At 68.9% G+C, this 19,545-nt stretch carries 16 protein-coding genes; 10 read left to right on the top strand and 6 right to left on the bottom strand.

The genetic code is table 11. The annotated features are described in order from the left end of the window. Nucleotides 1–74 precede the first annotated feature (74 nt). From CRM89_RS22260 to dnaA, 4 genes are all read right to left on the bottom strand, one after another. Entirely contained in the window at nucleotides 75–644 is a 570-nt protein-coding gene (locus CRM89_RS22260) for a DUF721 family protein (protein WP_011206533.1), read from the bottom strand. Between the two features lie 446 nt (nucleotides 645–1,090). Further along, entirely contained in the window at nucleotides 1,091–2,257 is a 1,167-nt protein-coding gene (gene recF, locus CRM89_RS22255; protein WP_098086040.1) for a DNA replication/repair protein RecF, read from the bottom strand. Between the two features lie 56 nt (nucleotides 2,258–2,313). Further along, nucleotides 2,314–3,489, bottom strand: coding sequence for a DNA polymerase III subunit beta (dnaN, locus tag CRM89_RS22250; protein WP_041559718.1), 1,176 nt, complete (start codon nucleotides 3,487–3,489; stop codon nucleotides 2,314–2,316). 841 nt (nucleotides 3,490–4,330) lie between these two features. After that, entirely contained in the window at nucleotides 4,331–6,358 is a 2,028-nt protein-coding gene (gene dnaA, locus CRM89_RS22245) for a chromosomal replication initiator protein DnaA (protein WP_098086037.1), read from the bottom strand. 602 nt (nucleotides 6,359–6,960) lie between these two features. Between dnaA and rpmH the strand changes: the two genes are divergently transcribed. The 10 genes from rpmH to CRM89_RS22190 all read left to right on the top strand — a co-directional run bounded on the left by rpmH (nucleotide 6,961) and on the right by CRM89_RS22190 (nucleotide 17,756). Next, nucleotides 6,961–7,104, top strand: a complete 144-nt coding sequence (gene rpmH / locus CRM89_RS22240) for a 50S ribosomal protein L34 (protein WP_011212207.1) — start codon at nucleotides 6,961–6,963, stop codon at nucleotides 7,102–7,104. A 21-nt stretch (nucleotides 7,105–7,125) separates the two neighbouring features. Continuing rightward, nucleotides 7,126–7,599 (top strand): ribonuclease P protein component, encoded by a 474-nt coding sequence (gene rnpA / locus CRM89_RS22235; RefSeq protein WP_098086035.1) that lies wholly within the window; start codon nucleotides 7,126–7,128, stop codon nucleotides 7,597–7,599. Next, nucleotides 7,596–7,952: a membrane protein insertion efficiency factor YidD gene (gene yidD, locus CRM89_RS22230; RefSeq protein WP_011212205.1), complete on the top strand. Its 357-nt coding sequence runs from the start codon at nucleotides 7,596–7,598 to the stop codon at nucleotides 7,950–7,952. Before rnpA ends, yidD begins: the two co-directional genes overlap by 4 nt. Before the next feature lie 4 nt (nucleotides 7,953–7,956). Then, the gene (yidC, locus tag CRM89_RS22225; protein ID WP_011212204.1) at nucleotides 7,957–9,036 is read left to right on the top strand and encodes a membrane protein insertase YidC; all 1,080 of its coding nucleotides are present in this window, start codon (nucleotides 7,957–7,959) and stop codon (nucleotides 9,034–9,036) included. 34 nt (nucleotides 9,037–9,070) lie between these two features. Next, nucleotides 9,071–9,589 (top strand): protein jag, encoded by a 519-nt coding sequence (locus tag CRM89_RS22220; RefSeq protein ID WP_011212203.1) that lies wholly within the window; start codon nucleotides 9,071–9,073, stop codon nucleotides 9,587–9,589. A 156-nt stretch (nucleotides 9,590–9,745) separates the two neighbouring features. Continuing rightward, nucleotides 9,746–10,528, top strand: a complete 783-nt coding sequence (rsmG, locus tag CRM89_RS22215; protein WP_098086032.1) for a 16S rRNA (guanine(527)-N(7))-methyltransferase RsmG — start codon at nucleotides 9,746–9,748, stop codon at nucleotides 10,526–10,528. Nucleotides 10,529–12,721: 2,193 nt separating this feature from the next. Then, entirely contained in the window at nucleotides 12,722–12,919 is a 198-nt protein-coding gene (locus CRM89_RS32050; RefSeq protein ID WP_172964559.1) for a hypothetical protein, read from the top strand. A 1,803-nt stretch (nucleotides 12,920–14,722) separates the two neighbouring features. Next, complete coding sequence (locus CRM89_RS22200; RefSeq protein ID WP_228789993.1) at nucleotides 14,723–15,673, top strand: ParA family protein; 951 nt, start codon at nucleotides 14,723–14,725, stop codon at nucleotides 15,671–15,673. A gap of 54 nt (nucleotides 15,674–15,727) precedes the next feature. Continuing rightward, nucleotides 15,728–16,810 carry a ParB/RepB/Spo0J family partition protein gene (locus CRM89_RS22195; RefSeq protein WP_011212200.1) on the top strand — a complete coding sequence of 361 codons (1,083 nt, stop codon included), beginning with the start codon at nucleotides 15,728–15,730 and terminating at the stop codon, nucleotides 16,808–16,810. A 220-nt stretch (nucleotides 16,811–17,030) separates the two neighbouring features. Continuing rightward, nucleotides 17,031–17,756 (top strand): GNAT family N-acetyltransferase, encoded by a 726-nt coding sequence (locus CRM89_RS22190; protein WP_098086027.1) that lies wholly within the window; start codon nucleotides 17,031–17,033, stop codon nucleotides 17,754–17,756. A 57-nt stretch (nucleotides 17,757–17,813) separates the two neighbouring features. Here the strand turns inward: CRM89_RS22190 and CRM89_RS22185 are convergent, their stop codons facing one another. Both CRM89_RS22185 and trxA read right to left on the bottom strand, forming a co-directional pair. Then, entirely contained in the window at nucleotides 17,814–19,007 is a 1,194-nt protein-coding gene (locus tag CRM89_RS22185) for an N-acetylmuramoyl-L-alanine amidase (protein ID WP_011212198.1), read from the bottom strand. A 159-nt stretch (nucleotides 19,008–19,166) separates the two neighbouring features. Continuing rightward, a complete protein-coding gene (gene trxA / locus CRM89_RS22180; protein ID WP_011212197.1) occupies nucleotides 19,167–19,499 on the bottom strand; it encodes a thioredoxin in 333 nt (110 codons plus the stop codon). Between the last annotated feature and the right edge of the window lie 46 nt (nucleotides 19,500–19,545).

Genomic DNA, 19,545 nt, shown 5'->3' with positions numbered 1-19,545 from the left:
TTCCACGTGAAACTCGGAGCCTCACGAGCGAGGCGAAAGTTACCGTAACACCAAGTACTAGCTACTTCTACGGGTCAGCCGTAGGTATCGCGCGGGCCCCGGCCTTTGATGTGCCGCTCGCCCTTGCGCCAACTGGGCGCGGCCGGCCCGGTGATCTTGAGCTGGCGCACCACCCCCTGCCCGACCGCGGCATTGATCTTGGCCAGGATCTGCGGTTGCAGCAGGCGTAGCTGGGTGGCCCACGCCGTCGACTCGGCGGCGATGCTGAGCACACCGTCCTTCAGGGTGACCGGGGTGGCGTGCGCGGCGATGTCCTCCCCGACCACGCCCGCCCAGCGCCCGAAGACCGTGCCCTCGGCGACCTTGCCGTCCCAGCCCCGACTCTTGGCGATGCGGGTGGCCAACTGCGAGAGCAGCTGCGGATCGCGGTCGTCGGGCCGGGCACCGGACCAGCCGCTGCGGCGCCGACCACCGGCGCGCAGCTTGCGCACCGGGGACGCGCGGCCCTGGCCCACCGACTTCCCGCTCGCCCGGGCGGCGGCCCTGGCCTCCTCCAGCGCACGGCGGGCCAGGTCGACACCGCGCAACGGTGGTTCCTGGGGTGTTCCCGCCCCACCCGGGGTCTGGTCGGATTCCTCGCTCATCGGCTTCCATTCTCCACCGGCGCCGGTTTGTCCCCAGTTCTACCCGAGTTGTCCCCAGCCCCGCGGGCGTGTCGGGAGTTCCGCGACGCGGGTGACGACAGCGCCACCCCGGGTGATCGAACGCCTGTTCGTGGGCCTTTTCCGGGTGCGTTCCGGCCGCAGCGCCCCGACCTGGGCAATCACCGGCATCGTCAAGTTGTCCACAGGCCCTGTGGATGACCTGATGACGGCACGATCACAGTTCGGACGCGAGCAAACGCCGTGCCGGGCGAGCCCACCGGCCATCCTCCCCGTCCGCAGTCGCATTACCACGGGAAAACCGGGTGAGTGATCATCGTTCCAGACGACTGCGCAGGTCACGACGGGGAACCGAGCCGATTCCCAGCTATCGATGTCGAACCTGTGGATAACTATGACGATTCTGTGTACAGCCGGATCCGAGCCGGTCAGCCGGTGACGATGTGCGAGGTGCGGTGGCCGGCCTCGCCCGCGGTCTCCACCTTGATCGGCGTCGCGGACAGCTCCGCGGGCACGTCCTCCGGGACCGCCGCGGTGATCAACACCTGTTCGGCGTCGGCCGCCACGGCGGCCAGGGCGGTGCGCCGGCGCCGATCGAGTTCGGCGAACACGTCGTCGAGCAGCAGTACCGGTTCGGCCGAGGTGCTGCGCAACAGATCGAAGGAGGCCAAGCGCAGCGCCAGGGCGAACGACCACGACTCGCCGTGGCTGGCGAACCCCTTGGCGGGGGTGTCGCCGAGCATCAACTCCAGCTCGTCGCGGTGCGGGCCGACCAGGCAGACGCCCCGCTCGAGCTCCTTGCGCCGGGCCGCGGCCAGTTCCCGCAGGATGATCTCCTCGAGCGCCGCGGCGTCGTCGTCGCGCGGCACGCGCGCCGGGTCGAGGAATTCGCCGGGCAGGTACGCGCTGCGATAGCCGATGGCGGCCGGTCGCGATTCCGGGGCCAGCGACCGGTAGGCCTCGGCCAGGTACGGGAACAGGTCGTGGACCAGGCGCAGCCGTTGCGCCACCAGCACGGCGGCGTGGCCGGCCAGATGCCCGTCCCAGACATCGAGGGTGCTCAGATCGGCGGTCGAGCGGGCATGGCGGCCCGCGGTTTTCAACAGGGCCGAGCGTTGCCGCAGCACCCGGTCGTAGTCCGCGCGTACACCGGCCAGCCTGGGGAGCCGGGCTGTGCACAACTCGTCGAGAAACCGGCGCCGCTCGCCCGGATCACCCCGCACGAGCGCCAGATCCTCCGGCGCGAACAACACGGTCTGCAATATCCCCAGGACTTCCCGGGTCCGGCGCACCGGGGAGCGGTTGATCTGCGCGCGATTGGCCGAACCCTGGTTCAGCTCCACATCGATGCGCAGTTCCCGGCCCGCGTTGACCACGGTCGCCCCCACCCGGGCGCGCTGGGCGCCGGAACGGATCAGCGGTGCGTCCGCCGACACCCGGTGCGATCCCAGGGTCGCCAGATACCCGACGGCCTCGAGCAGATTCGTCTTGCCGTTGCCGTTCGCCCCCAGGAACACCGTGCGTCCTGTGGACAACTCCAGCTCGACGTGCTCCCAGGAGCGGAAATCGCGCAGCGACAGCGCCCGGACGAACATGCGCTACCGCGCCCCCGTCGACCGACGCGGCGAATTCGGTGCCACCACGCGCGCGATCAGCCCGGCAGCCGCACGGGCATCAACAGGTAGGTGTAGTTGCCGGTGAGGGCGGCGAACGCACCGGAATCGAGCGTCTGCGGCTCCTCCTCCGACGCGGGCAGCAGGACCGCGGGCCTGCTGGGGGTGGTGAACCCGAAGGTGACCCGGTCGGCGTGCAGCGCGGACAGCCCGTCCACCAGGTAGCCGGGATTGAACGCGATGGTCAGCGGCTCGCCGCGGAAATCGGCCTCCAGCCATTCCTCGGCGCGGCCCGCGTCGTCCCCGCCTGCGGAGAGCAGCAGGCCCTCGGTGGAGAACTCCAGCCGCACCTGCGCGCCGCGCTCGGCGACCAGGGCGACACGCTTGATGGCCTCGGTGAGAGCCGCGACCGCCAGCGTCGCGACCGAGGTGTGTTCCTTGGGGAGCAATTGGCGGAACTTGGGGAATTCCGCATCGAGCAGCCGGGTGGTGGTGCGGCGGCCGGCGTTGACGATCCCCAGCAGTCCGTCCGAGCCCGCGCCGGTACCCAGCGAGAGCTGGACGGGGGCGTCGGAGGCGCCGAGCGTCTTGGCCGCCTCGGACAGGGTGCGGGCCGGAATCAGCACCGCGGTCTCGATGTCGGGGCGCGCGGGGGTCCATTCGATGTGGCGCACGGCGAGGCGGAAACGGTCGGTGGCCGCCAACACCACCTGCGAGCCCTCGATCTCGACCCGGATACCGGTGAGCATCGGCAGGGTGTCGTCCCGGCCCGCGGCGACGGCGACCTGGCCGACGGCCTCGGCGAAGACATCCACACTCAATTCACCGGTCTGCTGCGGCACCTCGGGCAGCTGGGGATAATCCTCCACCGGCATGGTCGGCAGCGAGAACTTCGCGCTGCCGCAGGTGATCAGCACGCGGGTGCCGTCGACGGAGACGTCGACCGGCTTGTTCGACAGCGCCTTGGTGATGTCGGCCAGCAGGCGACCGGACACCAGGACCTCGCCGGGGCCCGCGACCTCGGCGGCGACGCGCATCTGCGCGGAGACCTCGTAATCGAATCCCGAGACGGTCAGCCCGTCCTCGTTCGCGACCAGCAGCACCCCGCCGAGCACCGGCACGGGCGGCCGGGACGGCAGGCTGCGTGCGACCCACGCGACGGACTCGGCGAAATCCTCTCGGGCGACCCGAAACTTCATGCTCGAAAGCTCCATCGCCCGATCTGTCCTCTCCCGGTTGGCGTGTTCGACGTCGGTAGGCGGTTCTCGACCGTGTGGTTGTCGCCCCCGTGGGTAGCCCGTGGACGGGTACCGCTGCCGGGGTCCGCGGCGCCCTCGCAGTCTCGCAAGGGTGACCGACATAAAACCGTACCCCGCCCGCGCCGGAGGAACCTAGCCCGGCCCGTCGCCCGGGCGTGTGCCGTACGGAGGGCCCGCCGAGAGTTCGGCCGGGAGTCCACACCTCCGCTCCCTGCCCTGTGACGGCCTCCCTCGTCGGCCGAGCCGCCGCACCCGAGTTTCCACACAGCCTGTTTTCAAGAGAGATCTCCTAGAAGAAGAACCGAAGTAGTAGTAGGCGCTGTGGATTCTGTGGAATCGGCCCATCTGCGCAGGTCAGCAGGCGTGGTGTGGTGGGGATGGACATCGGGTGACCGGTGGATGAACGGGGGACGTCTGTGGAGACTCCGAAGTTGTCCCACATCCATCCACCGTTCGTCCTCGAGTTGTTCCACCGGATTCACCCACTTGTCCACACGTGTGCACCGAATCGTGGAAAAGCGGTGGATTCCTCGAGGACTCCACACGAAGTCCTCGAGGAATCCACAGGCATGCACAGCGCTGTTGCCTGGTCAGTGCCTGTGGGTGAATCGGGGTGTGGAAGCTGTGGACAACCCCCTGTGCACGGCGCCGCGATCGTCCGGCGGCGAGCCTGTGTACGAATCGGTGGACAAACCGGTGGATTCCTCGAGGACTCCACAGGGATTCCTCGAGGAATCCACAAGGCACAAAAAAGCACCGCCCCTGGTCAGGGGCGGTGCGAGGGTGTGGAGGACGCTCAGCGCGAGCGCTGCTTGATCCGGGCTGTGAGTTCTTGGACCTGGTCGTAGACGCGGCGCCGCTCGGTCATCTCCTTGCGGACCTTTTTCTCCGCGTACATCACCGTGGTGTGGTCGCGACCGAACGCCTGGCCGATCTTCGGCAGCGACAGGTCGGTGAGCTCCCGGCACAGGTACATCGCGATCTGCCGGGCCTGCGCCAGCGGCCGCGCCTTGCCCGGCCCGGTCAGTTCCTCGAGCGTGGTGTTGAAGTACTCGGCGGTGACGGCCATGATCGTGGCCGCGTTGATCTCCAGCGTCGCGGTGTCGGGCATCAGGTCGCGCAGCACCACCTCCGCCAGCGAGAGGTCCAGCGGCTGGCCGTTGAGCGAGGCGAAGGCCGTCACGCGGATGAGGGCGCCCTCGAGTTCACGGATGTTGCGCTCGACGCGGCTGGCGATCAGCTCGAGCACGTCGTGCGGCACGTCCAACCGGTCCATCCGCGCCTTCTTGCGCAGGATGGCGATCCGCGTCTCCAGTTCGGGCGGCTGCACATCGGTGATCAGGCCCCACTCGAACCGGGTCCGTAGTCGCTCCTCGAGCGTGGCGAGCTGCTTGGGCGGCCGGTCGGAGGAGACCACGATCTGCTTGTTGGCGTTGTGGAGGGTGTTGAAGGTGTGGAAGAACTCCTCCTGGATGCCTTCCTTGCCCTCGATGAACTGGATGTCGTCGACCAGCAGGATGTCGGTCTCGCGGTAGCGGCGTTTGAAGGCGACCTTGCGGTCGTCGCGCAGGCTGTTGATGAAGTCGTTGGTGAATTCCTCGGTGGAGACGTACTTGACGCGCATGCCCGGGAACAGCCGCTGGGCATAGTGCCCGGCCGCGTGCAGCAGGTGGGTCTTGCCCAGGCCGGAGGCACCCCAGACGAACAGCGGGTTGTAGGCGCGGGCCGGCGCCTCGGCGATCGCGACCGCGGCCGCGTGCGCGAACCGGTTCGAGGCGCCGATGACGAAGGTCTCGAAGGTGTATTTGGCGTTCAGGCTGGCCGAGGAGTTCGCCGGGGCCGGGGTGCTCTCCTGGTTCTTGGCGAAGTACGTCGGCCAGGAATCGCGGATGTTGACCACGGGCTCGTCGTCGCGCTCGACGGGGCCGTCGGACTCGCGCACGTCGTGGCCGGCCGCCGGTTCCCGCAGCGGTCGGTCGGTGTCGCGCAGCGGCTGGTCGCCGGGCTCGGGGGTGAACAGCGCTTCCTGTCCGGGTGGCGTCGCATCCCGGCGCGGGCCGTGCCCGTCGCGACGCGGGGTGGAGATCTCGGGAACGCCGCCGGGGCGCCCGTCGCCCGGCGGTTCCGCGAACCCGCCCGGCGGGAGACGGAAGACGGTCGTCGGATAGTCGTCCGCGCCCGGGTAGTCGGTCGTCGGGGTGTACTCCGGTTCGGGGCTGTACTCGGCAGCGGGCGCGTACTCGGCCGCCGGCGCGTATTCGGCGGCCGGCGGGTATTCGGGGGTGGGCGGGTAGTCGCCGCCGGGCGGGTAGTCCTGGGCAGGCGCGGGGTAGTCGCCGGGGCGGGAGTGGTCTTGGCGCGCCGGGTACCCCGGGGCGCTCTCGGCGGCCTGGCTGTAGCGCGGCAGGGTCTCGGGCCGGTCCACCGCCTCCTGGCCGGGAAGGCCCGGAACCGGCCGCTCCCCCCGTGGGCGCTCCGGACGGCTGGTCATCCGGGCGTGGCGCGGATTCGCGGCGGCACGCTCGGCGGTGGGGGTGGCCGGCGCGGCGATCCGCACGCCGAGACCTTCCACCTGCGGGCCGAGCCTGCGGCCGAGGGAACGCAGAATGGGTTCGCGCAGATCGCGCTCGATGGCCTCCTGGGCCAGCGACGAGGGCACCGACAGCAGCGCGAAGCCCTGCGCGACGGTGATCGGCTTGACGAGTTTGAGCCATGCCTGCTGTGCTCTGGTGACCGCGGGAATGCTCCCGTCGGCCGATCCTGTGGTGAGCTCGGCAATCACCTCGGGCCACACGGTGGCCAACACGTTCTGCTCGTCGTCCATGCAGTGTCCTCCCCGGAAAGTAGGTCGATAGGAGCAGACGGCCGGGGCACGCGAGCATCGGCGAGGATGGGTTATCCTGTGATCCCGCGTACGTCCGTCGCCGGTTCGGACGCTGCCCGGATCACCCCCGTTCCCGGGGCAGCGGCGTGGCACCGTCGGCCCTACGAATATGCCACTCCAGGGGTCTTTCCACACAATTATCCACAGATGTGGAAAACCCTGGGGAAATCTGAAACGACGGTGGATTCGGCCTGGATAGGGCGTCGACCAGGGATTCTTCGGCAAACAATCGGCAAGCGCGGTCGGCGGCGTCGCTCGCCCCCGGGTAGGGGTGTGGACGAACTCACCCGCCGAGGCCGGCCCGTGACCGCCCCGACGACCGCGCGCCGACGGCAACCGGGCAGGTCGGAACGGGTCCGGGCACCGGGGGCGCGGTTTGACCCGTTCTGAACGGATCAGTACTCTCTTACAGTCACCCCTTGGTGCGGTGAGCGGTCCTGTGCTGACCGCGTCCGGTCGTCACCGACCGCTGTGCGCCAGGGACGTATCAACGAACAGCTTCGGGTACCGAACGGTGCCCACCTACTCGAGGAGTGTTGACCGTGGCCAAGGGCAAGCGGACGTTCCAGCCGAACAACCGTCGTCGGGCGCGCGTTCACGGCTTCCGTCTCCGGATGCGCACCCGTGCCGGTCGCGCCATCGTCTCGGCGCGCCGCCGTAAGGGCCGCGCTACCCTCACTGCCTGATCCTCGCCCTCGGACGCTCGGGTGTTGCCTGAGCCGTATCGGTTGCATCATCGTGCCGACTTCTCCCGGACGGTGCGCCGCGGCCAGCGAATCGGGAGGCGAGATCTCGTCGTACACGCATTCGTGCACACCTACGACGAGCTCGCGCACGCGACAGAACGACACGGCGACCCAGTAGCCGCCGGGTCGTTCGTTCGCGTCGGCGGACCGAGGTTCGGATTGATCGTCAGCAAGGCGGTGGGCTCCGCGGTGGTTCGCCACCGGGTGGCCCGCCGCCTGCGTCATATGTGCGCCACCCTCGTCGACGAGGTGCCCGCCGATGCCGATGTCGTGATCCGCGCACTGCCCGGCGCGGCGACCGCCGACAGTGCCGAACTCGCCCGGCAGCTGCGCAGCGGACTGCGCAAACTCGGCGTCACCCCCGGCGGCGGTCGCTCATCCCCCGCACCACGTGCGCACTCCGGTGCGCGGCCACGGACGGACGCCCGGTCGTGAGATCCGCAGCTGCCGCCCTCCACCGGTTGCCCGCGCGGGCGCTGATCTTCCTGATCGAGCTCTACCGGACCTATGTCTCCCCCACCCGAATGCCGGTGTGCCGGTTCACCCCCACCTGCAGCGAGTACGCCGTGACCGCGTTGCGCACCCGCGGCCTCGTCGTCGGCCTCGGATTGACGGCCGTGCGCCTGGCCAAATGCGCGCCCTGGCACCCTGGTGGGTGGGATCCCGTTCCGCAGCGCCGTCCGCGCCGCCGGGACGCGGCAGCCGCCGACGCCGCGATGTCGGCGCCACACGCTTGTAAAGGATCGCCGCACGCGGTGGTCGGCGACACGAACGACGGGAGTACATAGAGCCGTGCTCGACTTCATCTATTGGCCGGTGTCCTGGATCTTGTGGTTCTGGCACCGGGTGTTCGGGTTCGCTTTCGGCGCGGACAACGGTCTCACGTGGGCGCTGGCGGTGGTGTTCCTCGTGTTCACCCTGCGCATCGTGCTCTACAAGCCGTTCGTCAAGCAGGTGCGCACGACCAAACAGATGCAGGAACTGCAGCCCCAGATCAAGGAGCTGCAGAAGAAGTACAAGAACGACCGCCAGAAGATGGCGCTGGAGATGCAGAAGCTCCAGAAGGAACACGGCTTCAACCCGCTCATGGGCTGCCTGCCGGTGCTGGCGCAGGTGCCGGTGTTCCTCGGTCTGTTCCACGTGCTGCGTTCCTTCAACCGCACCGGCCACGGCTTCGGTCAGCTCGGCCTGACCCCGGAGCAGAACGCCAACACCGCCAACTACGTCTTCAACGCGGCCGACGTCCAGTCGTTCCTGAGCGCGCGTATCTTCGGTGCGCCGATCTCCGCGTTCATCACCACGCCGCAGGCGGAGTTCCTGGCGTTCGAGGACTACGGCGGCATCCCCAGCCGGTTGAGTATCGCGTTGGTCGCCATCCCGCTCATGGTGATCGCCGGCCTGGCGACCCACTTCAATGCCCGTGCCTCGGTCGCGCGGCAGACCCCGGAGGCCGCGGCCAACCCGCAGGCCGCGCTGATGAACAAGCTCGCGCTGTGGGTGTTCCCGCTCGGCGTGCTCGTCGGTGGCCCGTTCCTGCCGATCGCGATCCTGCTCTACTGGGTCTCGAACAACATCTGGACCTACGGGCAGCAGCACCTCGTCTTCGGCCGCATGGCCAAGGAAGAAGAAGCCAAGAAGCAGGCCAAGCTCGAGCAGCGGGCGCAGAACGCGCCGAAGCCGGGCGCGAAGCCGGTGAACACGAAGAAGAAGCCGGCCACCGCCGCGTCCGCCGAATCCGCGGACGACACCGGCCAGCCGACCGAGCCGTCGACCAACGGCACCCCGAAGCCCGCCAAGGCCGGGCAGCGGAAATCGGGTGGGCAGAAGCGCAACCCCAACCGGGGCAGGCCCAACCAGAAGCGCCGCCGCTGACCGCCACCGCCACCCGTGAGATTGAGGAAACCAGATGACTGTTGAAACCGACGGAGTGAACGCCGATGCCGACGACCTCGTGAGCGATGCCGAGGAAGCGCTGATCGAAGAGGGCGAGATCGCCGGCGACTATCTCGAGCAGCTGCTCGACGTGTTGGATTTCGACGGCGACATCGATCTGGACGTCGAAGGTGATCGCGCGGTCGTGAGCATCGACGGCGGTCGGGATCTGTCCAAGCTCGTGGGTCGTAACGGCGAGGTGCTCGATGCGCTCCAGGAACTGACCCGGCTGGCCGTCCAGCAGGTGACCGGTGTGCGCAGCCGCCTGATGCTCGACGTGGCGGGCTGGCGAGCGAAGCGGCGCGAGGAGCTCAGCGCGCTGGGCACCGCCGCCGCCCAGCGCGTGCTCGAGTCCGGCGCTCCGGAGGCGCTGGAACCGATGACCCCCTTCGAACGCAAGATCGTGCACGACGCCGTGGCCGCGGTCGAGGGTGTCAGCAGTGAGAGCGAAGGCGTCGAGCCCAACCGGCACGTCGTCGTCGTGCCCGCCTGACGACGCGCGGGTTTCCCACACCGGGACACCGGGTGATTGGATAGGCCTCTGGTCTTCGGACCGGGGGCCTTCTCCATGTCACGACCCACTCCCCCGGCCGGGCGAGCCTCGCCGCACCCGGACCTTGTCGGACTCGAGCACGGAAGGACGTTTCACGTGGAACCAGATCTCGGTGGAAGCGCCGCGCCGCCGCCCGAGTCGGATCCGCCCGCCGCAGCCGCCCTGGTCTTCGGCGACCGGCTCGACGTCGCCCGCCGCTACTACGACGCCCTCGCCACGGCGGGCGTCGAGCGCGGACTCATCGGCCCCCGCGAGGTGCCGCGCCTGTGGGACCGCCACATTCTCAACTGCGCCGTCGTCGCCGAACTGATGCCCGAGTCGGCGACCGTCGTCGACGTCGGCAGCGGCGCGGGCCTGCCCGGCATCCCCCTCGCCATCGCTCGCCCCGATCTGCGCATCACCCTCGTCGAACCCCTGCTGCGCCGCACCGCCTTCCTCAGCGAGTTCATCGACGCGGCCGGCCTGGACATCACCGTCGTCCGCGGCCGCGCCGAACACTCCGGCGTCATCAAGGAAGCCGGCGGCGCCGACGTCGTCACCTCCCGAGCCGTCGCCCCCCTCGCCAAGCTCGCCCAGTGGTCGCTGCCCCTGCTCCGCGACCACGGCCGCATGCTCGCCCTCAAGGGGGCCAGCGTCGCCGAGGAACTCGACCGCGACGCCGAAACTCTCGAAAGACTGGGCGCCGGGAAATTCGAAGTACTCGAATGCGGAGTAGGGATCGTCGCCACCCCGACCGTCGTGTTCAGCGCCGAACTCCTCCCCCGCGGCGAACGCCCGTCGCGCCACCGCGAGAAGAAGCCCCGCAGGCAGGCGGGCGCTCCCGGCGGACGCGGTGGTGTCGCCGGCAAGGTGCGGAGGCGGGGGAAGAGCGAGCGGTAACGGGTGCGGGCCTCCTCCCGACCATCGAAGTGGCGGGCGCGGCATCGGTCGTTGTGCCCGGCGGGCGACATCGACTTCGGAGTTCGGAATGCGAGCTTTCCGCTCGAGTCGGCGCGTCCACGCGCGCTGAACGTCACCGGCCACGAGTGCGTTGTCGGCACTGAGGGCGCGACTCACCGAGGCACGACTACTGTCGGCCGCTCCCACCGAGCGGTTGAGCTCTGAGGCGAGAATCCCCGCGTCCGAACGGCTCAGGCTGCGTAGCCCTGGTGCCGTCACGTGACTGTCTGCGGTACGGCCCCATCACAGGCGGTGGGCAATGAACCGCCGGAGGTCCCTCGGTCAGCACTGCGACCAGATCCGCGAGGCACCCCACCGGCGCAATCCGATAAGCGGTCCTTTACCTCGATCGGCCCGCTCGGCTGGACCTCGGGCGGAGTCGGACCCGATGATTCTCGACAGTCACCACACTGGCGATCGTCCCGGCTCGTCGAGGCACCGCGGGTCGCAACGGCGGCGCTCGACCGGAGGTATCGCAATCGCGTGACGTGCCGGGCTTGGGTTGGTGGGCGCGGTCAGGCCGGTGTCGCACAGCTCCGGCCAGTGGCTGCGCGTCGGATACCGGAAGCCGTGAATAGCGTGAATAGAACGTCGACGGAACCACCAGGCAGTCGGCTGTGCGCTCGACCGCCGGGATTCCGCTGACACCATGATCTCGCCCCCACTGGCAACCGTTCGACAGCACGACCACGTCGACTCGCGATGCTCTTGCGCAATTAGTCCCGCAGGGGTTGCCGACGCGGCGCTCGACCTACGGCCACGATGCAACTGTCGCCCGGATTCCCTCCGGGACAGGGCAGTCGACGGCGCAGCGGGTCGAGCCTCGCGCGTCGTCGGGTTCGTGTCGGCTGCAGATGGTCCGGTTCGCGCTTGCCTACGCGTGGGCCGATTCGCACGGTCACCACACCTGCGGAAACGGAGCGCCCACGAGCCGCACAGTACCCACGCCGAAGAAGGCGACGATCGCCGTTCAGGAGACCCGAACTGGCTAAGGGTGGGGCCACTCTCGCCCATATGGGTTCGACTGGTGGTCGCTTCGCACCCCATCCCCTCGGCTGTGACCTCGCTTCGACTGGACCGAGCATGTCGTCCGCAGCGGCACACCCGAGCGCCAGGTCCGTGATGGTCCCCGCGAGTCGGTCTCGTTCGGAGCCCCCCGGGCGCGGCCAATCCCCTACGCGAGCCGAGCAGGTCTCGACCCTGCCCATTCGTGGGCTGCGTCTCCTACTCGGTGCGCGGCCGACGCTCACGATCCTCGCGCTCTCGGTGAGGTGAGCACATCCATTACTGAACAGCGACGTCTTCGGTACCGATGCCGCGGGCAAGAACCGGCTGGAGTTCTTCCCGGTCTGTACCCCGGGCGCCAGCGACACCGCGCGCACTCGACCGCGGGGTGGAGAAGCCTGCCCGCGCCAAGTCCCCACCGAGTGGGACCCGCCCGGTGAGTCTGGTCGTCATGCCCCGGTGCTTTCGGCAGCCGTGGCGACGGCCGAGCGGGAGCTGGCGTCCAACGCGGTTCTCAGGTCGCCCGGTTCGCCACGGTCGGCGATCGAACTCGCCCGCCGGCAGGCCGCCGAGGACGTCGACGCCTCGCGGGCCAAGGCCGCCGAGGACGCTGACGCCTCGCGAGCGAAGGCCACCGAGGGGGACCATCCGCGGCTGGCAGGAGCTTGCCGTGATGGTCGAGCCCGGACAGCATGTCATGTTGACTCGCTGGCGGGATTCACAACGATGGCGAGCGCAGCAGTGGTGACGAATGCGGCAGCGGTGACCGCGAGGGCAAGGTGGCGGAAGAGCGGAGAATGCCGACCCGGGTACTCGCTGACGAAGTGCCCCGGTGCGGTTGCCGGCAGTCCATCTGGGCAGCGGTACCTCACGCCCAGACAGATGCTGGGACCTACTCACACCGGTGGTCCGGCCGCGGGCAGTAGCCGCGCAGCCGCTGACCGTGCTCGGCAGACGTGTTGCCCGGCACTGGCCCCTGAGCCCCACGATCGATTCTCGGAACAGACCGGCGCCCGCTGGACCACGCTGCCGACGCCGGGGCCGACGACCGAGTGCGGGCGCTGATGTCCGAGTCCGACCGGCTGCGGTTCGTCGATCCCCGACTGCTGGGTGGGCGTGGATTCGTGGGTGGGCGTGGATTGGTGGGTGGGCGTGGACTGGTGGGTGGGCGCGGACTGGTGGGTGGGCGCGGACTGGTGGGTGGGCGCGGACTGGTGGGTGGGCGCGGACTGGTGGGTGGGCGCGGATTCGTGGGTGGGCGTGGACTGGTGGGTGGGCGCGGACTGGAGGGTGGCGGCGAACTCGTGCGTGGCGGCGAACTCGTAAGTGTGCGCTGGATGGGTGGCTGAGCACCGACGTGCAGCTGAGCACGGACGGGTGGCTGTGGCGCGATGTCGGCAACCGGCGGCGGCCGCGGAGGCGGGATCGGAGGCGACGGTGACGGTGCCTGCGTCGCAGCGATCAGGATCTGCGCGCCCGGCGGCACGTCGTCGAGACCGTCGACCGTGACCACGCACGGGATAGGACCGGCGGCTGAGCCCGGACCGGCGGCTGAGCCCGGACCGGCGGCTGAGCCCGGACCGGCGGCTGAGCCCGGACCGGCGGCTGAGCCCGAACCGGCCGCTGAGCCCGAAACAGCGCTCGACCATGGAATCGGAAAGGCGCCGAGGCGGTGCGCGAGCCGGCGGAATTTGGGGGGCGGAACCGTCTGTCGGGGTTGACTCGGAGATGTCATGGTTGGACGTGCTCGTGATCGGCCCGGTCCGATCAGCGTGCTCGACTGACCGCAGCCGCGCGTAACCGCAATCCGAGCTACTCCCCGGTCGCTGGCGCTGGCGCTGGCGCTGGCGCTGGCGCTGGCGAGGGCGCTGGCGCTGGCGCTGGCGAGGGCGCTGGCGCTGGCGCTGGCGAGGGCGCTGGCGGGGGGGCGAATTAGTTCGTCATCCGACCACCTGCCGGGAGTTGAGGATCAGTGGGATTCGCCGACTGGAGGCCGAGCCCTCCGTTGCACTCTTCGTCGAGTTCGCAGCGGCGACGCGGGCCATGATGGTCGCTCCCGCCTTCGGAGCCGCCGCGCCGGAACCCAATCCGCTCCGCACTCTACGAACCGCACTGGTCGTCGGGTTCGCCGCGAACTCGGAGTCCGCCGATGCCCGCTGCGAACTCGGAGTCCGCCGATGCCCGCCGCGAACCCCGAGCCCGCCGATGGCCCCTGGGAATCTCGTAGGCCACCCATGTCCGCTGCGACCCCGAGCGCCGCTCCTCCGGAAGCCGCTACTAGCCCGGGAGGACAGCCGCTGCGATCTCGACCGCTGCGAACTCCGAAGCCGCAGCGGTCCGTGCCGCCTTGCCACCGCGCATCGGGGAGCCGGCGGCGATGATGTCGCAAAGTGCGGTGCGCGAACGGCCCCGCCCGAGGTCGGCGCAGCGGCCCCGGCAGCGCCGCGGCCCGCCGCGCTGCGACCCACCGATTCGCTACTGGTTCGACGAATGAGCCGGCTTCGTCGTAGGCGCCCTCGCCCTGGCCGCCCCGGCGTCGGACTACAGCTCCGTGTGCGCAGCGGTATTGCGCCAGCCCGCGATGTTTCATGTGAAACATCGAGCCGACCGCTGAACTCCAGACACCTCACCTCCCGACCCGAACCGCGCCCGCACCCAGCAAGGGACAGGCGCGCCCTACCCCCATCCCGTCAGCAGTGCGGCGACTACCAACGCGAACAGCCTCGCGCCCCGCAGGATGACCAAAGCCGCCCCGCCGCAGCCGCAGTCGGAACCCCACTCCACCCTCCCCCCGCGTTTCACGTGAAACGAAACGGTGTCGATCCGCGTGTCCTCTGCGCCGCACCGCGATTCAACTTTCCTCGCGCGCTCAGTGCTGGCAAGCTAATGGGCGTCGGGCGTGAGCGTAGGTGCCACGGAGGGATACGGGTGTGCGGGGCGAGCTCCGCTCGGAGGAATCGGGCGCAGTCCGCCCACGATGAAGCATCATGTTCGATCCGACACAGCGGTTTACGACACGGCGTCGGCGTTCGGCCGGCAGCGCGTGGTCTGAAGTTCTCGGGTTAGGAGCTGTCTATGTCGAGCGGTCCGGCGAATGTTTCACGGGAAACAACGTCGCGCGTGCCGGGGATGCTGGACTCCAGCAACTTCGATGCGGACGCATTCGGAAGCACACCGTTCGGGCACATCTCCCCCAGTGAGACCCCGATCGCTGCCGAGGCTCAGCGGGCAAGTCAGATACTGCATCCAGGAAAGGTGACTGTGCCGAAACCTCGCGAGCAACGGATCATCACCATCGCCAACCAGAAGGGCGGTGTCGGGAAGACGACGACCGCGGTGAATCTCGCCGCGGCTCTCGCGCATCAGGGCATGAAGGTGCTCGTGATCGATCTCGATCCGCAGGGGAACGCGAGTACCGCGCTCGGCATCGATCACCATTCCGGCGTCCCCTCCAGCTATGAACTCCTCATCGGTGAGGTCACCGTGAAGGATGCGATTCAGCAGAGTCCGCACAACGAGAATCTGCTGTGCATCCCGGCGACCATCGACCTGGCCGGCGCCGAGATCGAACTCGTCTCGATGGTCGCGCGGGAAGGTCGTCTGAAGGCGGCGATCCAGGAGGCGAACATCGCCGGGTACGACATCGACTACGTGATGATCGACTGCCCGCCGTCGCTGGGCTTGCTCACGGTGAACGCGCTCGTCGCCGCCAAGGAGGTGCTCATCCCGATCCAGTGCGAGTACTACGCGCTGGAGGGGGTGGGCCAGCTGATCCGCAACATCAGCCTGGTGCAGGCGCACCTCAATCCCGAGCTGCACGTCTCCACGGTGATCCTGACCATGTACGACGGCCGGACCAAGCTCGCCGACCAGGTGGCCGAGGAAGTACGCGGACACTTCGGTGATGTGGTGCTGCGCTCGGTGATCCCCCGCAGCGTGAAGGTGTCCGAGGCGCCGGGCTACGGCATGACGGTGCTCGATTATGATCCAGGCTCCCGGGGTGCGATGAGCTATCTCGATGCCGGGCGGGAGATCGCGCAGCGCGCGATGGCCCGTCAGATCACGAGCGGTACGGAGTGACCCGGGTCGCGGTGACCCGGTTGTGGCGGAACGAGGGAAGGGATCGGTAAGCCGATGAGTCAGGCGAAGAAGGGCGGACTGGGACGCGGTCTTGCGGCGTTGATCCCGACAGGACCGGACACCATTCCGAACGGACTGACCACCCCCACCGCCCCGCCCGGGACAGCCAAGCCCAAGGGACTGGTCACGCCCAACGGGCTTGGCACCGCGGCCGCGAACGTGATCATCGGCGTGGACCCGGCCGGGGCCAAGCCCGCCTCCCCGCTCCGGTCCGACACCCAGGCGGAGGAACTGACCTCGCCGAGCGGCGCGGTCTATCGCGAAATTCCGCCGGATCAGATCGAGCCGAATCCCAAGCAGCCGCGCCAGGTCTTCGAGGAAGACGCCCTCGCCGAGCTGGTCCACTCCATCCGCGAGTTCGGTCTGATGCAGCCGATCGTCGTGCGGCGGCTGGAGCCGGGTGTCGACAAGTACCAGCTCGTCATGGGCGAGCGGCGCTGGCGGGCATGCCAGGAAGCGGGCCTCGAGGCGATTCCGGCGATCGTGCGCGAGACCGCCGATGATGCGCTGCTCCGCGACGCGCTGCTGGAGAACATCCACCGGGTCCAGCTGAACCCGCTCGAAGAGGCGGCCGCCTATCAGCAGCTGCTGGAGGAGTTCGGCGTCACCCACGAGGAACTCGCCGCCCGGATCGGCCGGTCCCGCCCCGTCGTCACCAACATGATCCGGCTGCTGAAACTACCCATTCCCGTGCAGCGTCGGGTGGCGGCGGGCGTGCTGTCCGCCGGGCACGCGCGGGCGCTGCTCGGGTTGGAGGCCGGACCGGACGCGCAGGAGGCGTTGGCCGCGCGGATCGTCGCCGAGGGGATGTCGGTGCGGGCGACCGAGGAGGCGGTGACGCTTGCCAATCGCGAGCCGGACTCCGCCGCCACTCCCCCGGCACCCAAGCGCAAGCCCATCCACATGCCCGGTCTGCAGGACGTCGCGGAGAAGCTGTCGAACTCGTTCGACACGCGCGTGACGGTGAGCCTGGGCAAGCGCAAGGGCAAGATCGTCGTCGAATTCGGGTCGGTGGAAGACCTCGAACGGATCGTCGGTCTGATGCAGCAACAGCAGCTTCAGATGTCGTCCGAGTGACGAAATCAGCACTGATTTCTCGATAACCAGGGACCCGGCGCCGAAACGTCACTGTGACGGCGCGTTCGATCGCGGTCCGGTGTGCGCTGTTCGCCGGAAAGTCGCCGCGGTCGGGCCTCCTGATCAACAGCACAGCGACGTGGAATGAGGCAGGTTCTAAGATGATCTGTGATGCGGCGTGAGCGTGGATGAATCGGACAGCTGGAGGCTGAGCAGAGCGGTGTCGACCAGCGTCACAGCACTTACCCTCGACGGGTTGGACAAGCTGCCCGCACACGCCAGGAGGTGTGTGTTCTGGGAGATCGATCCCGCCGTCGCCGCGGACTCCCACGGATTCAGCGACCCGGTCTTCGAGAAGGAGGCCTGGCTCTCCACGGTCATGCTGGAGTGGGGGTCCTGCGGTCAGGTCGCGCACGTGGACGGTAAGGCAGCCGGCTGCGCGCTGTACTCGCCGCCGACCGCGGTGCCCCGGGCGACGCTGTTTCCCACCTCCCCGGTGAGCCCGGACGCGATTCTGTTGACGACCCTGTGCACCGAGCCCGCGCACCGCGACGACGACATCGCCCACCGCCTGCTCCAAGCCGTCGTCTCGGATCTGGTGCGGCGCGGTGTCCGGGCGCTCGAGGCGTTCGGCATCCGGTCCGGGCCCGCGTCGAAACCGTTGTCGGACCGGATCGCCGGGTCGATGCGGCTGATGGAGCGGATCGGCGGGCCGGTGCGCGGCAAGTCGGCGCCGTCGGCCGACTGCTCCCCCGAGACCTGCATGATCGAGGCGGATCTACTGGAGGACTTCGGCTTCGAAGTCGTGGCGCCGCACCACCGGTTCCCGCGGCTGCGGCTCGAGCTCGACTCCGATCACGGCTGGAAGGAAGATGTCGAACGCGCGCTCGACCAGTTGCTGGCGGCGGCGTCGCTGACCGTGCCGACCCGCGCCGGAGCACGCTGACCCAGCGCACGAGAAAGCCCCCGTCGAATCACGGTCGACGGGGGCTCTTTCGGTGGTTCAGGAGCGGTCGGCGGCGGCCAGTTCTTCGGCGAGCAGCTCGGCGAAGGTGTAGGTGCCGGTGGGCTGGTCGTCCTGGCCGAGCAGGTAGAGCCGCTTCACCGAGATCAGGATGGCCTCGGCGATCACGTCGCGCATGCGTGGGTTGGTGAGCACCGACGCGTCGTATTCGTTGGTCAGGTACCCGATGTCGACCTGGACGGTCGGCATCTTGGTCAGCCGCAGCAGATCCCAGGTCCGCGCGTGCGTGCGGCAGTCCTGCAGCGACGTGCGCGCGACCACCTCGCGCTGGATGAACCCGGCCAGCACCTGACCGATCATCGAGACCGACCCGTGCGAGTTGCCGAAGTGGAAGCTGGCCACTCCGTTGGCGGATGGGCTGGGATTCGTCGCGCAGCGCAACGAGATCATCAGATCGGCGTCGAAGGCGTTGGAGGTCTCGGCGCGTTCGGCATCGGTCGGGTTGGACCCCCACGGCCGCGACAGGAAGGTCTCCATGCCGGTGGCCGCCATCCGGCCCTCCAGCCGGCTGGCCAGATCCCAGAGAATCTCCGACTCGTACACGTCACCGAACTCCGACGGCACGGCGTAGCCCTTGTCGGGACCGCCGAGACCGGGATCGATGACGATGCGCTTGCCAGTGAGCTGCGGTCCCGCGCGGTGCACGACCTCTTCCTCGGCGATCCGGTGCGGATTGCCGCCGGTGACACGGGCACCGAGCAGTTCCAGCGAACGCAGCGTGTCGGGGCCGCAGATGCCGTCGGCGGACAGGCCGATCTCGCGCTGGAACGCGGTGAGCGCGTCATGGGTGTGCGGGCCGAAGTAGCCGTCCACCCGGTGCACGTAGAACCCGAGATCCTGCAACTTGCGCTGCAAGGTCGCCACGTCGTCGCCGTAGAGGGGCGCCGAGAGCTGATAGATCAGGGTGCGGGCGCCGAGCCGGTAGGACGCCTCCTTCAGCGCCCGGTACGTCGCCGGGCCGACCACACCGTCGACCAGCAGCCCGCGATGTTGCTGGAACGCGCGGACCGCGGAGTCGAGGTGATGGTCGAAGGAGGCCTCGGTGTCCTTCCAGTACTCGGGCGACTGCGACTCGTCCGAGCCGGCGTGTGCGTGCAGGAATCCGAGACTTGCCAGGGTGCTCCGGACCTCTGCTACAGCTGGGCCGGTGTCGCCGTGACGAAGTCGGTGCATGCGTGAGAGCCCTTTCCTTCCGTCAACCCGGGTACCCACTCATGCGATGGCGCACACACCCTCGCACGACCGGAGCGTCGGTCGATTGTCTCAGACCTGGCCCGGAATTCGGCAATTACCGGGTGCAGGCATCCTACGGCGCGTCGTGATCTCCCGGCGTCAGATGACGCCGTCCAGTTCGCGCAGGAGGGCCGCTTTGCCCTTGGCGCCGACGATCTGCTTCACCGGCTTACCGCCGCGGAACAGCATCATAGTGGGCAGCGACAGGATCTGATAATCGCGGGCGGTGGCGGGGTTGGCGTCCACATCCAGCTTGGCGACGGTCAGCTTGTCGGCGTGCGTGCCCGCGATCTCCTCGAGCACCGGGGCGACCATCTTGCACGGGCCGCACCAGTCCGCCCAGAAGTCCACCAGCACGGGCTTCTCGCTCATCAGGACGTCGTCGGCGAAGGACGCGTCGGTGACGGTGACCGTCTTGCCGTTCTCGGACATGGGGTATCTCCTTGCTGTCGTGCTCGAAGCGCAGTCGTGCTCGAAG

The organism is Nocardia sp. FDAARGOS_372, assembly GCF_002554515.1.
Classification (GTDB): Bacteria; Actinomycetota; Actinomycetes; order Mycobacteriales; family Mycobacteriaceae; genus Nocardia; species Nocardia farcinica.
The sequence above is the reverse complement of the archived record's forward strand: the minus strand, read 5'-3'. Positions and strand labels throughout refer to the sequence as shown.